10 protein-coding genes and 1 CRISPR repeat array are annotated in these 15,856 nt (G+C 44.9%); of the genes, 8 read left to right on the plus strand and 2 right to left on the minus strand.

All coding sequences use genetic code 11. The features are described from left to right. Positions 1–482: 482 nt before the first annotated feature. The 8 genes from cas3 to IEX62_RS17395 all read left to right on the plus strand — a co-directional run bounded on the left by cas3 (position 483) and on the right by IEX62_RS17395 (position 13,069). Positions 483–2,825: a CRISPR-associated helicase Cas3' gene (cas3, locus tag IEX62_RS17360; protein WP_188776824.1), complete on the plus strand. Its 2,343-nt coding sequence runs from the start codon at positions 483–485 to the stop codon at positions 2,823–2,825. A 27-nt stretch (positions 2,826–2,852) separates the two neighbouring features. Next, the gene (cas5c, locus tag IEX62_RS17365) at positions 2,853–3,521 is read left to right on the plus strand and encodes a type I-C CRISPR-associated protein Cas5c (protein ID WP_188776825.1); all 669 of its coding nucleotides are present in this window, start codon (positions 2,853–2,855) and stop codon (positions 3,519–3,521) included. A 2-nt stretch (positions 3,522–3,523) separates the two neighbouring features. Next, positions 3,524–5,530 carry a type I-C CRISPR-associated protein Cas8c/Csd1 gene (cas8c, locus tag IEX62_RS17370; protein WP_188776826.1) on the plus strand — a complete coding sequence of 669 codons (2,007 nt, stop codon included), beginning with the start codon at positions 3,524–3,526 and terminating at the stop codon, positions 5,528–5,530. Positions 5,531–5,602: 72 nt separating this feature from the next. After that, complete coding sequence (gene cas7c, locus IEX62_RS17375; RefSeq protein ID WP_188776827.1) at positions 5,603–6,520, plus strand: type I-C CRISPR-associated protein Cas7/Csd2; 918 nt, start codon at positions 5,603–5,605, stop codon at positions 6,518–6,520. Then, positions 6,517–7,203, plus strand: a complete 687-nt coding sequence (gene cas4, locus IEX62_RS17380) for a CRISPR-associated protein Cas4 (protein ID WP_188776828.1) — start codon at positions 6,517–6,519, stop codon at positions 7,201–7,203. The genes cas7c and cas4 overlap by 4 nt, the downstream gene beginning before the upstream one ends. A gap of 8 nt (positions 7,204–7,211) precedes the next feature. After that, positions 7,212–8,318 carry a type I-C CRISPR-associated endonuclease Cas1c gene (gene cas1c / locus IEX62_RS17385; RefSeq protein ID WP_308422655.1) on the plus strand — a complete coding sequence of 369 codons (1,107 nt, stop codon included), beginning with the start codon at positions 7,212–7,214 and terminating at the stop codon, positions 8,316–8,318. A 50-nt stretch (positions 8,319–8,368) separates the two neighbouring features. After that, positions 8,369–8,659, plus strand: coding sequence for a CRISPR-associated endonuclease Cas2 (gene cas2, locus IEX62_RS17390; protein ID WP_188776829.1), 291 nt, complete (start codon positions 8,369–8,371; stop codon positions 8,657–8,659). A 165-nt stretch (positions 8,660–8,824) separates the two neighbouring features. Then, a CRISPR array of direct repeats spans positions 8,825–9,659; the repeat unit is 32 nt; unit sequence ATTTCAATCCACGCTCTCGCACGGAGAGCGAC. Positions 9,660–10,156: 497 nt separating this feature from the next. Next, on the plus strand, positions 10,157–13,069 hold the full coding sequence (locus IEX62_RS17395) for a family 78 glycoside hydrolase catalytic domain (protein WP_188776830.1): 2,913 nt from the start codon (positions 10,157–10,159) through the stop codon (positions 13,067–13,069). Between the two features lie 104 nt (positions 13,070–13,173). Here IEX62_RS17395 and IEX62_RS17400 read toward each other — a convergent pair whose 3' ends face one another. Together IEX62_RS17400 and IEX62_RS17405 are read right to left on the minus strand one after the other, a co-directional pair. Beyond that, a complete protein-coding gene (locus IEX62_RS17400; protein ID WP_188776831.1) occupies positions 13,174–13,860 on the minus strand; it encodes a Na-translocating system protein MpsC family protein in 687 nt (228 codons plus the stop codon). Between the two features lie 236 nt (positions 13,861–14,096). After that, positions 14,097–15,689, minus strand: a complete 1,593-nt coding sequence (locus IEX62_RS17405; protein ID WP_229685896.1) for a pectate lyase family protein — start codon at positions 15,687–15,689, stop codon at positions 14,097–14,099. Positions 15,690–15,856: the final 167 nt, after the last annotated feature.

The raw sequence follows: 15,856 nt of genomic DNA on the forward strand, positions 1-15,856 counted from the left end.
ATAAGATCGATTTCTGTTAAGTCCATTTATTTCAATCCACGCTCTCGCACGGAGAGCGACATCAATCTGCTGTGATGGGTTATAGTAGCATCCTATTTCAATCCACGCTCTCGCACGGAGAGCGACTGTTCCTACTTTTGCCCCTTATCCAGCAAGGCTTTTATATAGCAAAAGTGCGAACCTCAAAATTAGACTACCTAAAATGAAGTGAAATTACAAGAAAAACAGGAAAATCCCTTATGTATCAAGGGGTGCGAACCTCCCAGGAAATTCATGTTAGCTTGGGGTTCGCACTTTTAATCCATATAAACAAACCATATAGCTATTTGTATGACTGACCTTTACGCTCAACTACACCATAAAACGTATTTATATAATTTTAATTCAATAATTTTATGGAATAAAAAAGGATTTTGTTATATTTTATGGAATGTACATATTAGTGAGTAATGCTTGCTTTGTATTTAAAGGGAGGTGGATTATTGAACTACTACGCTCATACAACGGAATCTGCTGATAAATCTACCTGGCAACTACTACATGCTCATTTAAACGAAGTAGGAGAGCTGGCAAGTGAAATGGCTCAGCCTTTTGGTGCAGCAGATTGGGCAGATATTGCAGGACGTCTGCATGATTTAGGGAAATATTCTCAAGCTTTTCAGACACGTTTGGAGGGTTCTACTAAAAAGGTTGATCATGCCACTGCTGGAGCATTAGCTTTAGTAAAGCATTGGACAAATACTGAACTAGAAAAAGCGATTGCGCGTTTACTGGCCTATATTATTGCTGGACATCATAGTGGATTGCCAGATTACGGTACATCGGATGCGGATCATAATGCATGTCTTCGTAAAAGGCTGAGTCGTACCGAGCACATTCAGGACTACAGTGCAGCTTATACAGAAATAGCTATGCCCCATGCGCCAAAACGCTTTCCCATTCAGAAAAGTCCGGCTCCAGGCTTTCAGATTTCCTTTTTTGTACGAATGCTCTTTTCCTGTTTAGTTGATGCCGATTCACTTAATACCGAAGCGTTCGCTGACCCTTCCCGATACTCAATGCGCAAACGCCATAAACCTGATCAACAACACATCTCGTTTTTATTCCAACAATTAAAACAAAAATTTTATTCCTACCGTCTTGCTACATTTCATAGTCCGCGTGGAGAAATAGACCACTGGCGTAACGAAATCTTTAATGAAGCGATTCAACATGCTAACGCTCCAAGAGGATTATTCAGTCTAACGCTACCTACTGGAAGTGGAAAAACGCAAGTCTCGCTCGGATTTGCTCTTGAACATGCCAATATTCATCATTTACGTCGTATCATTTATGTGATTCCGTATACATCTATTATTGAGCAGAATGCTCAAGAGTTTCGTGACATTCTAGGTAGTGAGCACATACTTGAACATCACTCTAACTTTCAACACGAATTACATAATGAAGGAACATTTGAATATGAGACAACGGAACGTCAAAAGCTTGCTGAAGAAAATTGGGAGCTTCCTGTAATTGTAACGACAAACGTTCAATTTTTTGAATCCTTATTTGCTGCACGGCGTTCGTCTACGCGAAAATTACATAATATTGCGGGCAGTATTATCGTGCTGGACGAGGCACAAATGATGAATGGAGATTTTTTTAAGCCCTGTTTGTATGCGTTAGATGAATTGGTTCGAAATTATGACTGTTCAGTTGTGTTTTGTACAGCAACTCAGCCCCCTGCGGCAAAGCTTTTACCACACACACCCATTGTAGAGATCGTAGCTAATCCTCAGCAGCGCTATCGACAATTTGAACGAGTAGACGTTCACTTTATTGGAAAACAAAATTGGAATGAGCTATCAGAACGTATTGCAGAAAACAACAAGCAGGCACTATGTATTGTGAATACGCGTGGTAATGCTCGTGAACTATATCATAAACTATTGGCGCATAGTACAGCAGATGAGTTGTACCATTTAAGTGCTCGCATGTGCCCAAAGCAACGACAGGATATTTTGCATACGGTCAAAGCGCGTTTACATGCAGGCCACCCTTGTATACTTATTAGCACTCAGTTGATCGAAGCTGGTGTTGATGTTGACTTTCCAGCAGTGTATCGCGAACTTGCAGGATTGGATTCGATTGCTCAAGCGGCTGGACGTTGTAACCGGAATGGGCGATTAATGGATCAAGGTAAATTGTGTAAAGGGCAGGTTACTGTTTTCGAGACAGAAAAAGGTCTTCCAGAAGGCTGGATGAGTCGTACAGGTGCTATAGCTCGACGTTTATTGATTACGTATAGTGCGCAAAATAAAAGTTCCTTATCTATTGAAGCTATTCAGCAATATTTTAACGAGCTATTCTTTTATGGACAAAACAGTACGATTGATCAAACGGATCGAGAAGGTATCTTACCCATGCTGGAAGAAAACGCAAAAAGTATGGCATTTCCTTTTGCAACGGTAGCGGATAAGTTTCGATTAATCGATTCGCCGATGAAAGCCTTGTTGATCCCTTATGTAGACGATAAAGAATATGAGCAGGCTTTGGCAATTGGAGAAGACCCAGATGATCCATATTATCAGGGGAAGGCACGTCAATTGCTAACTCGCTTAAAATCGGAACGATTTGAAATCAGGACAATTATGCGCGCGCTTCAACCTTACACTGTACAGCTCTATCCTTATGAATTTGAAGAATACAGACGAGCCGGAGAATTAGAAGAAATACGTGAAGGTATTTTTGTGTTGAATCGTGCCAATGCATGGTATGACAGAAAGACGGGAATTAAGCCATATTCGCAACAAAGTGCAGCTCAGGAATTGTGGATTATGTAAGCCAGAGAACAAAGAGGAGCAGTGCAAATGAGCTATGGAATCAGACTCTATGTGTGGGGAGATCGTGCTTGTTTTACCAGACCAGAGATGAAGGCAGAGCGTGTTAGCTACGATATAATGACTCCTTCAGCAGCACGCGGAATTCTGGAAGCGATCCATTGGAAGCCAGCCATTCGCTGGGTTGTTGATCGTATTCATGTATTGAACGAAATTTCATTTGATTCGGTACGTCGCAATGAAGTGAAAAATAAAATTTTGGACTCTGATGTCAAGAAAGCGATGAATGGACGAGACATCATTTTACAGCATCGAAAGCCTGATGAAGACCCACAACAGCGTATGACAGTCATGCTTCGCAACGTTGCATACGTGATTGAAGCTCATTTTGAAATGACGATGAACGCTGGAAATACAGATAATCCTGAAAAGCATTACAGCATTTTTTGTCGCAGAGCACGAGCAGGACAGTTTTATCATCAACCGTATTTTGGATGTCGTGAATTTCCAGTCCATTTTGAGCTTCTGGAAGATGGACATTCTACACCTGTATCGCACTATGCACAAACTCCAGAACAAGATTTACAGTGGATGTTATGGGATCTGGACTATGGTACTGAAATATCGCCGAAGTTTTTTCGCGCGATCATGCGTAAGGGCGTGATCAACATACCGGATTTATATGAACGGGAGGTATAGCGATGATCCTACAATCACTGTATAAACGCTATGAGCAGTTATTGGAAGATCCTGATTCCGGAATGTCTAAGCCAGGATATAGTTTGGACAAAGTATCATTTGTCTTAGAGATTAACGAGAACGGTGATTTATTGAATATTGTGGATATTCGTATTCAGCAGGGGAAAAAACAGATTCCACCGCGTCTGACCGTACCTGAACATTCTTTACGAACGAGTGCAATTAAGCCATTTTTTCTATCGGATAAAGCGGAGTATATTCTTGGAATCGTAGCTGACAAAGAAGCAGGTTTCAAAGTATCACTTTCCAAATATCAAGGCAGTGCAGATTTGCATCATCGGCTACTTGCCACATGTCAACAGCCAGAAGCTCGTGCTATTATTCAATTTTATGAACAGTGGAGTCCACAGAATCTATCTGAACATTCACCATGGTATAGCGATTTGCTTAAGATTGTAGGCACAACAGATAATAATCTAGTGTTTCGTTTGCATGGAGCAGCTCAGTATATTCATGAAGTACCCACTATACTGGAAGTTTGGGATCACTTTATTAGAGAAACAGAAGCGGATAACGATTTGATACTTGGTCATTGTCTGATTACAGGTGAATCGGATCAGCCGATCGCTAAAATACACAAAGTGAATATTAAAGGAGTGCAAAATGCACAGTCTTCAGGCGCAAGCATTGTCTCTTTTAACTTCCCTGCTCTCGAATCTTATGGCAAAAAGCAAAACTATAATGCTCCAGTTAGTGAGATGGCATCAATTGGTTATGCGAAGGCACTAAATCATTTATTGTTATCAGATAGGAATCGACTTCGTCAGATGGGAGATATGACGGTAGTATTCTGGGCTGAGCGTCTACCAGGTGAATCCCAGCAAGAATGGGAGTTACAGGAGAGTGTATTCAGTTCACTGTTTGAAGAAGAATATAACGCATTATCTACTGAAAATAAACAGGATCATAATGTACAAGATAGTGAAATCGATAATAGAAATAACAACGAACAGACGCAATCAAATTTGGGTGGCTCTCGTAATGAAGATATAAAAGAAGATCGTCAAGTAACAAGGCAGATTGCTGATTTGCTTAGCCGTGTTAAGCGAGCAGAGCAAGTCAGTGCAGATATGCTACCGGCTCAAGAAGCATCCTTTTATGTATTAGGAATGTCCGGAAATAATGCGCGCTTGTCTATTCGATTCTTCTGGCAAAGCTCCTTTAGACAACTGTTTGACAAGCTCAGCTTATATGCAGCAGATATGGAAATCCAACGTCCAGGGAAAACAAATGCTGATCTTCCTACATTATTTCACATCATGCTACAAACAGTACGTCAAACAAATGAGATGTCCAAAATGCGTAAAAGTATATCTGGTGCAATGGAAAGCGAATGGTTTCGAGCAATATTAAGTGGAAGTGCATTACCCTATTCTGTGTACGCTGCCATCGTTGGACGTACACGAGTAGATGGACGTATCTCTCCTTATGGTGAACATGGAAGAGCAGCCTGGGTTCGTGCTTCTGTAATAAAAGCCTATCTCACTCGATATGCTCGTATGTATAAACGAAACGATATGAAGGAGGCTTTAACGCCAATGTTAAATGAGGAAGCACAGTCGGTTGCTTATCGACTTGGACGATTGTTTGCCGTACTAGAGCGAGCTCAAACAGATGCTGCTGGTCAAAAACGTTTGAATGCCACGATTAAAGATCGTTATTTCGGTTCTGCCTCGTCAACACCAGCATCTGTATTTCCAATTTTATTGCGTTTGGCGCAACATCATATGTCAAAAGCAGAGTATGGCAAATCTCGTGATCGAGAGATTGGATCGATTTTGCAGGGAGTAGACGCGTTTCCTAATCATTTGGATTTGAAGCAGCAGGGTTTATTCATGCTCGGATATTATCACCAGGCAGCTTATCGCGCTCCAGCCCATACAACAGATGAAGGAAAGTCGGATGCTGTTAATCTGAGTGAACCTACAACAGATTCGCAAGAGGTATAGAGCTATTGCGTATCAATCAGGGGAAAGAAATATGATCGTGAAGTGCTATTAAATGAATGGAGGTCTAATCACATGACACAGACGAATAATCAGCATATCGATTTGGAGCAAACAGATACAGAAAACATGGCGAGTTCAATCACTCGCCATGAATTCACGATTTTATTTGATGTAACGAATGGCAATCCGAATGGCGATCCTGATATGGGAAATATGCCGCGAATTGATCCAGAGACGGGTCATGGTATTGTTACTGATGTCTGCTTAAAACGCAAAGTACGGAATTATATAGAAATTACACGAGAGCAAGGCACTGGACATCGGATTTACGTCACTGAGGGTGCTGTACTGAATGAGCAGCATCGTAAAGCATATCGTAGTGTTCGCGAAGAAGATGTGGACAAAGCGAAAGAATTAAAGCCAAAAGATCGTGCGGAAGCGATAAGGCTTACTCACTGGATGTGTGACAATTTCTATGATGTACGTGCATTTGGTGCAGTGATGACAACCAAAGTCAATTGCGGCCAAGTACGAGGGCCTGTCCAATTTACATTTGCTCGTAGCATTGATCCAATCTTTTCGCAAGAGACGACGATTACACGGATGGCTGTAACGCAGGAAGGTACGGATAAAGAACGAGAAATGGGACGCAAGCATATTGTACCGTATGGATTATATCGTATGGATGGGTATGTATCCGGGCATTTAGCAGATAAAACCCATTTTGGACAGGCGGATCTGGAGCTATTATGGGAATCGTTAGAAAATATGTTTGAGCACGATCGTTCTGCTTCTCGTGGTCAGATGGCATTGCGGAAGTTGATTATATTTGAACACGCCTCAAAGCTTGGAAATGCACCTGCTCATAAATTATTTGAAAGCATTCGTGTACACAAAATAGGTGATGCTCCGGCGCGTGCATATACTGATTATGAGATTGATATCGTTACAGATGAACTGCCAGAAGGTGTGACGGTTGTAGAAAGATGAGTATATTCTCATTGTACGATGATGATGAATTACTAATGTTGTCGGGTATCCAGCACTATTCATTTTGTCAACGACAATGGGCATTAATTCATATTGAACAGCAATGGGAGGAAAATATCAAAACCTTTGAAGGCCAATTGCTACACAAACGAGCAGACAATCCAGAGCTAACTGAGAAAAGGGGTAATCTATTAATTTCACGTGCGATGCCGCTTGTCTCGAGACGATTAGGGATTAGTGGAAAAGCAGATGTTATTGAATTCCATGCTGCCGATGCTGACTACTCTTCTACACTCGCAACCCCTCTGATCGGACGTCGTGGAAGATGGATTCCTTTCCCTGTCGAATATAAGCGAGGTAAGCCTAAGCCAGATGACTGGGATGAAGTACAGCTTTGTGCTCAAGCGATGTGTCTGGAGGAAATGTTTGGGATACGAATTGTTGAGGGTGCATTATTTTACGGTGAGCGAGAGCGACGTGTCGATGTTGAATTTAATGACGGCTTACGCGGACGGGTAGAACAATATTTGAATGGGATGCGAGAATTGTTCAATCTTGGGAAGACACCACCTGCACGTTACAAAGCGGGCTGTAAATCTTGTTCGTTAATTCATATTTGTATGCCCAAAATGAGAAATAGTAACGTAGATCAGTATATGGAAAACTATCTGGACGACGAATGAAGCAATAGATGGAACGTCGTACTAGCTGTATTGGAATAGCGAGCTTCTCGTATAGCTCTAAGAAAGAGGAGATTATTTTGCGGAAATTGCTTAATACACTCTACGTTACTGCTGCGGACAGCTATCTGGCCAGAGATGGCGAAAACGTGCTTGTACTCATGGGAGACAAAGAACAAAGAGAAAAGTTTCGTGTTCCTGTCCATAACTTGGAGCAAATTGTGACCTTTGGTTATACGGGAGCAAGTCCTGCCCTTTTCCATTTATGTGCAGAGCGTGGTGTCGGTTTAACATTTCTAAATGAACATGGTGCATTTCAAGCACGTATTCAGGGAAAGGTAAACGGAAATGTACTATTGCGAAGAAAACAGTATCGGTGGGCAGATGGTGAAGAAGCAGTAGAGGTCGCAGGTCGTTTCATTCAAGCTAAAATTATTAATTCACGAAGCGTATTACGCCGCGCTATGAGGGATCATGCCTCAGAGATCAATGTTCTCAAGGTGACGGAGGCCGCCCAAGCACTAAAACGATTATCGCTTTCAGTATTGAAAATGCCTACTGGCAATACGATTCGAGGGGCTGAAGGAAAAGCTGCCAAGATTTATTTTGGAGCCATGAATGAGCTGATACTCGCTGACCGCGAAGTTTTTCAGATGAAAACACGTAATCGACGACCACCGCTTGATCCACTTAATGCCCTTCTTTCATTTTTATATACATTACTGCGAATTGATGTTCATTCTGCTTTGGAGACCGTAGGACTTGATCCAGCAGTTGGTTTTCTACATCGAGATCGTCCTGGGCGGGCAAGTCTTGCGCTCGATGTGATGGAAGAATTAAGACCCTATCTTGCAGATCGTCTAGTTCTATCGCTCATTAACCGTCGTCAGTTATCTGCCAAATCATTCATTTATAAAGAAAATGGAGCTGTACTACTCAAAGACGAAGCACGTAAAGAGGTTCTTGCTGCCTGGCAGAAGCGTAAACAAGAAGAAATTACACATCCATTTTTAGGTGAAAAGATTGCGCTCGGACTACTTCCCTATGCACAGGCACTTCTGTTAGCAAGATATATCCGCGGCGATCTCGATAGCTATCCACCATTTTTATGGAAATAATATAGGATAAAGAATATTTCACGTTACCTATAGAGAAAGGGGTAGTTTGTATGATGGTTCTGATCACATATGACGTACAAACTTCTTCGCCTGAAGGCTCGAAACGGCTACGCGCTGTCTCTAAAATATGTCAAAATTATGGTCAGCGAGTACAAAATTCTGTATTTGAGTGTCTGGTCGATCCGATGCAGTTTAAACAACTTAAAGTTCAACTGGAAGCAGTCATAGATCCTACAGCAGACAGTTTGAGGTATTATATGCTGGGAGCTAATTGGAAACGGAAAGTAGAGCATGTGGGAGCAAAGCAGGGCTATGATCCAGAAGGGCTATTGCTACTTTAAAGGTGAATGTTTAGGAGAGAGTCGCGAGTGATATTATGCGACTCTCTTTTTTTGTTGTGGGTGGGGTGTTGTTTATTGGGTTAGAGCTTGCTGACGTGGATGTAATATCTGCTTTTGCATGGAAACGGATCGGCAAGTTACCGATCTGACGATAAAAGGATATAAATTTTGATTTATGCTTTCGCACGGAGAGCGACCGCGCCGGCGGCTCGTGCTGCAAGGCGGTTGGGTATTTCAATCCACGCTCTCGCACGGAGAGCGACGCCGAACGAGCTAACAACCTTAATTTCTGTACCGATTTCAATCCACGCTCTCGCACGGAGAGCGACTGATGAGTACATGGCCAGTGGTCAAGAATGTACACAAATTTCAATCCACGCTCTCGCACGGAGAGCGACGGCTACTTGGTGCCTTTTACCTTGTCGATGATCGTATTTCAATCCACGCTCTCGCACGGAGAGCGACTCGAGATTGCTGACGTAGATAACGTTACTGTTGCATTTCAATCCACGCTCTCGCACGGAGAGCGACTATCGGGTACGTGGATCATGAGTGGAATGATACAATTTCAATCCACGCTCTCGCACGGAGAGCGACACGTTGGGGTGAAAAGAAAGACCTTGAACAATGGTTATTTCAATCCACGCTCTCGCACGGAGAGCGACCCTGCTTGTTAGGGATATTTAATAAACATAACTATATTTCAATCCACGCTCTCGCACGGAGAGCGACGTGTATGCACAGCAGACGGATACGCCATTGATCAGATTTCAATCCACGCTCTCGCACGGAGAGCGACGTGCGCTTATTCCAAGCTAAGCCTGAGGTGGTTGAGATTTCAATCCACGCTCTCGCACGGAGAGCGACGGCTACTTGGTGCCTTTTACCTTGTCGATGATCGTATTTCAATCCACGCTCTCGCACGGAGAGCGACTCGAGATTGCTGACGTAGATAACGTTACTGTTGCATTTCAATCCACGCTCTCGCACGGAGAGCGACTGTTCCTACTTTTACCCCTTATCCAGCAAGGCTTTTATATAGCAAAAGTGCGAACCTCAAAATTAGACTACCTAAAATGAAGTGAAATTACAAGAAAAACAGGAAAATCCCTTATGTATCAAGGGGTGCGAACCTCCTAGGGATTTCATGTTAGCTTGAGGTTCGCACTTTTAGGTCAGCATTCCGGTTTGACTAAGCACACGACATATATCTGCTAAGTTGTGCATTATCGTTATCATCCTTTAGTTAAAGAAAATTCCGCCGTTAGTATTATTTTTATTTTTCAACAAACGAATTGTAGCAGGAATGACCGCTGGCTCTGTCAAAGGTTGAGATCGAAGCGCTATTCAACGTAATGGAATAGAGATAGAATATCAACAATTAAGATAACGTTTACATGAAAAATCTCGCCTCCGGTTGTCCATTGTTAGAAAGCGATACCGTTCGCTGCAAGTCCGTATCTCATCCCCAACACAGGTTGAAGGAGTGATCAAAAGATGGGTTCATTTCAAATTACAGATGTGCAGTGTGAGTATCGTAACCGATTGCTCGGTACCGATATTGCCAGGCCAAGATTCAGCTGGAAATGTAGCAGTCCGCAGCGTGATGTACAGCAGTCTGCCTATCGGCTACAGGTGACACTTGCAGATGATCCGCATTTCGAGCAGGTTATATGGGATTCAGAGCAGGTGAATGACTCACAGTCGATTCAGGTACAGTATGCTGGACCTGCACTACAGGTGCGCACGGCGTATCTCTTTCGTGTCAAAGTATGGTCAACATCAGGCGAAGAAAGTGAATGGAGTGAGCCAGGACAATTGGAAACTGGCATGATGCAGCCAGCACAGTGGCAGGCGCAGTGGATTACGCCGGATACGCGTGAGATCGAGCGAGAGTCCGAGGCGAATTTTCAGCTACGCCATACCTTTGAGCTGAATGGAGAGATCGCTTCAGCGCGTATCTATTCTACAGCAGCGGGTGTGTATGAGCTGTATATGAACGGGCAAACGGTATCGGATGATGTGCTTGCTCCAGGCTGGACTAGCTATCATCATCGACTGCAATATCAGACGTATGATGTGACGTCACTTGTCCAGCCAGGGAATAATGCCGTTGGCGCATGGCTGGCAGATGGCTGGTATCGGGGCAAGCTGGGCTTTGATGATAAGCAATATACGTACGGCGACCATCGCGCCCTGCTGCTGGAGCTGCATATTCGATATACCGATGGACGAGAACAGATCATTACGAGCAATACGGACTGGCGTGCTGCTACCGGGCCTGTACTGTACTCGAATATGTATCACGGTGAAATCTATGATGCGACAGCCGAGCAGCAGGGCTGGAGCGAGCCGGGCTTTGACGATCGTCACTGGCACGGTGTTGAGGTGTTGCCACTTGGCTATAACACGCTGATCGCACAGGAAAATTGGCCGACTCGTGTCACAGAGACGATTCGTCCGATCGCTACCTTTGTCACGCCTGCTGGTGATCATGTGCTGGATATGGGGCAAAATATGGTCGGTCGCATTCGTCTACATTTACCGGAAACGCCCGCAGGCACACAGATTAAGCTGCGTCATGCCGAGGTGCTGGACAAGGATGGCAATATTTATTTTGGCAATCTACGTCCTGCCCGGCAGACCGTTACATATCGTGCGGCAGGCACGCCAGGTGGGGAGACGTATGCCCCTTATTTCACCTTTCAAGGCTTCCGTTATGTACAAGTACAGGGCTATCCGGAACAGGAACAACACGGACTGCCACTGGATGCATTTGAAGGGGAAGTTCTGCATTCGGATATGCCATCGACCGGAACCTTCGAATGCTCAGATGAACGTGTGAATAAGCTCCAGCACAATATACGCTGGGGGCAGCGTGGGAACTTCCTTGATGTGCCTACTGACTGTCCGCAGCGCGATGAGCGGCTAGGCTGGACGGGAGATGCACAGGTATTTATCTCGACTGCGCTGTTCAATTATCAGGGGGCTCCCTTTTTCAGCAAATGGCTACATGATGTGAAGGCAGAGCAGCATGCAGACGGTGGGATTCCTTTTGTTGTACCGGATATTGTGGGTGGTGCGAACTCGGCAGCATGGGGCGATGCAGCCGTGATCTGTCCGTGGACGACGTATCGTTATTATGGTGATACACGCTTGCTGGCAGAGCAGTATGACAGCATGAAGAAGTGGGTAGAATACATTCGCGCGCAGGGTGAGGAAGAAGCGCTGTGGAATACGGGCTTTCATTTTGGTGATTGGCTTGCGCTGGATGCGAGGGAAGACAGCTACATCGGCGCCACCCCAACCGATCTGATCGCAACCGCCTATTATGCGTACTCGTCACGATTGGTGGCGGAAGCGGCGGCTGTACTGGGTAAAACAGACGAGGCTGAGCGGTATCAGCAGCTTCATCAGCAGGTCGTTCAGGCATTTCAAGCTGAGTTTGTAACGGGACGTGGGCGGATGGCGGCACCGACACAGACGGCGCATGTACTTGCGCTTGTATTTGATCTATTGGAGCCTGCTCTGCGAGCGCGAGTAGCGCGTGATCTGAACGATCTGGTTGTGAGTAATGGCTATCATCTAACGACAGGCTTTGTTGGTACACCGTATCTATGCTTTGCCCTGTCGGATAATGGCTATCATGAAACGGCAGTACGCTTGCTATTGCAAAGCTCTTATCCGGGCTGGCTCTATTCGGTATCTCAGGGCGCAACGACGATCTGGGAGCACTGGGATAGCATCAAGCCAGACGGTTCCTTCTGGAGCGATGATATGAATTCATTTAACCATTATTCCTATGGTGCAGTCGGTGATTGGATGTATCGCCGTATCGCTGGTCTGGATATGGGGATGGAAGAGCCAGCTTATCGTCATATTCATCTGGAGCCGCAATTCGGTGGGCGGCAGCTTACGTATGCGAAGGCTACACATGAATCGATGTATGGACGCATTGAATGTGGCTGGGAGCTGGATGGAGAGCATGTTATTGTACAGGTAACGATTCCGGTAAATACAGCAGCAACGCTTCGCTTGCGGGGAGCAATCTTAGAGCAGCTAACGGAAAATGGCGATGCGATACCGTCCATTCCTGCCTCGGGTATTCGCAACGTGCAGCAGGAGGTGGAGTTGGTTCAACTAGAGCTTGGCTCGGGCAGCTATTGCTTCCGTTATCCAGCGAAAGGGTTATTCCAGCGCTCCTACACCGAGCATACACGCTTATCGGAGCTACAGCTGGACGAGCAGGCGATCAGCATAGTGAACCAGCATGCCCCGCAGCTACTTAGTGGAGCATTGACCAGCATCGTAAGCCAATCGTCCCTTCGCCAGATTACTGATAACCAGATGACTCGTGTCTCCGAGAATACGCTGAAGCACATGCTGAAGGAGCTACAAATGCTACCTTGAATCCATCGCAACGCAAAAAGCCTGTCTACCATCCGCTGCATTATGCATCGGGCTCGATGGACAGGCTTTTTTACATACACAATCATATCAATTCGGTTGTCTCCTCAATGATCGTTTAGGAAGGTAAGCACCATCAGACTGATATCTTTGTCAAAATCCCAATCTAGAAACGCTTGATCAAGCGTTTTGCCGAGAATGGTACGTACGGGCAGGCCATCTACAAAGCGATCCAGCTCCAGCTCACGCTTGGATACACGTAAGGCGTTATTAAAGCCTTTTTTGATAATTCGCTTTTCCAGGCTGATCAATAATCCTTTGCGAATGATGACCAGTGTATCTGGATCAACCCAGTACGATTCGATATCAGCAGGTGATTTTTGTACATCCTCTGTAATTTGACTTACTCGGATATGCAGCTCGGCTTTACCAGAGTATAGATCTTCCTTTTTACGATCTGGCTCTAGCTCAAACATGATCGCGATACAGGCGCGATTCACGTCTTCCTTCCAATCGATAAAATGGTGAATAATCTGCTGTCCAGCCGCTGCTTCAACCTTTTTACGAATCGCAGGATAGACAAATTGATCAAGTAAAATGTAGACATGGGTATATCGCTCATCCGGGTCATCCGGCAGACGCTCATCGTCCGGATCAATCAGCTCATTCAGAAAAATAACGACACTGTGCTCGTTGGTACGAATAGTGACTGATTCCGGGGATTTGCCGAACTGACTCTGACCCAGCAGACCGATTTGTTGAATAACAGCTTCCAGATTAGCAGTTTGGGACACGGCAAATTCTCCTTTGCAGCAATAAAATAGAAAAGTATGATAAGTATTAACCACAAGCTAGCCGTATATAATCGCTGTTAAGTGATTCAATCTGCAAATCATTCGATTTCTAAGCAATTGTAAACCGACAACTGTATCGCAAATGAGTGATAAAGACCCTCGCCTGTACGAATAAAGGCAAGGGTCTTGGTTTATTTACTGATAGGAAGCGTGGATTAGCTAGCAATTCTATTCGATTAATATTGAGTGATGAGCCAGTTCGTTTTGCTCCAGCTTAGCTTGCCAGAGCCTGCGCCATCCGATGCCTTCAAACGACTAACGAGTGTGGTAGGATCATCGGTCTGATAGCTGTAAGGCAGACTGCTAAAGCCATTCCATGAGAAGGCTAATGCAGTTGCCGGATACGGAGCGAGCGGGCTGCCTGCTGTATCGCTATTCCCACGGAAGGTTGTACCATTCGCGGTGTAGATCGTGTCGACTGCGCGAATTTTGCCTGTATATTTGCTATTGCTTGGATCAGTCTGGTTATTACGGATCGGAGAGGCGACGCCGATAATTTGCGATTTTTCCACCAGTACGGCACCGCCCTCGGTGGAGATTGCTCCATTACTCGTTACAGTAAAATGGTAGCCCTTCGAGCTGATCGCTGTATCCATGGCAGGTGTTAGCTTTGCCTTGGCAGCAACCAGTCCAGAAGCGTCCATTACGATATTGTAAACGTGTGCATTTCCGCCCCGCAGACGAGGCATCCGATCCTGAGAGTCCTGATAGTAGTTATGATGGAGCGTGATTTCCAGATCAGGATTGTCTGATGCGAACTCCGTAGCACCAACCAGATGTGTTTTCTTTTGTCCACCAGCGATGGCGATAATGTCCTGCTGGCTCAGACCTACCGCACTACTGCGCAAATAGTTATACATTGGATAAGCTGATTTGTTGGCTTCCATTACTTTAACCTGCTGGCTGACCCAGCTATTAGAGCTGCCATCATCACTACGGAAGGAAGACCAGGAGATGGTCACACCATTACTGCCCTTTTTCACATCGACAACGCCATCATAGGCTTTATTAAATGTGCAATGGTCAATCCAGACCTTGCTCGTCTGCTCCAGTGTCAGGTAATCCCAATCATTTTTATCGTAGTCACCCTTGGTCGCTTCATCCCATTCCCATAGCTCGTCAAATTCCAGATTGCGAATGACCAGATTGGAGCTGCGTTTAACGGTGATGCCGACATGCTTGATTTTGGAACCATTGTTCGAGAATATCGTTAACCCGTCAAAGCCGTCGATCGTCAGCTTACTCACGCCTGTTTGCTTGAGTACCGGGTGAGTGAGTGGCTTGTTATGCTCAGCGAAAGGAGAGGTCTGCGCAGCAGACGGTAGCTCGTTCCAGCCCAGATTCAGGTCGTTCATCACTTCAATTACTTTGACCCCGGAGCCTTTTTTGAGTGCCTGGGCTAGATCGGTAGCCGTATAGACCTTTTTGTAGCGAGCATCGGTCTCAGCGATTGTGCCGCCGCCCGTATTGCCTGTTGAGAATCCGGTCAAATTATAAGCGCTGTATGTACCTGCTGCCTGTGCGCTGGCAAGTTGCTTGGTGCCCTCAGCAGGAGCGAGAACGCTACCGTTATTGCTAATGGCGGTGTCAGATGGTATCGCCTGTGCGGTCGAATCGAGCATAGAGGCGAAAATGTTAACGTTTGCAAAATGTGAAATAGAAGATGGGGATGACGCGGATGCTGATGGTCCAGCGATGGATAATCCGCCCCACATCATCGCTCCGCTTAGCAGTAGAACGGTTCCTTTTTGAAGTACCTTTTTTTTCATGCTTGATCTCTCCTTTGATTGTCGATGGATGATAACAAGTTGAATAGGTAATAAAAGGTATTGCATGTCACATGTACAAGCTATCATGTTAATTAGAGCGCTTACATAGATCGAAAGTACTAATATTGTTACAAAAGATATCAGTTTATAGAATTGTGTAGAAAAAT

Origin of the sequence: Paenibacillus hunanensis (assembly GCF_014645615.1) — a bacterium.
Lineage (GTDB): Bacteria > Bacillota > Bacilli > Paenibacillales > Paenibacillaceae > Saccharibacillus > Saccharibacillus hunanensis.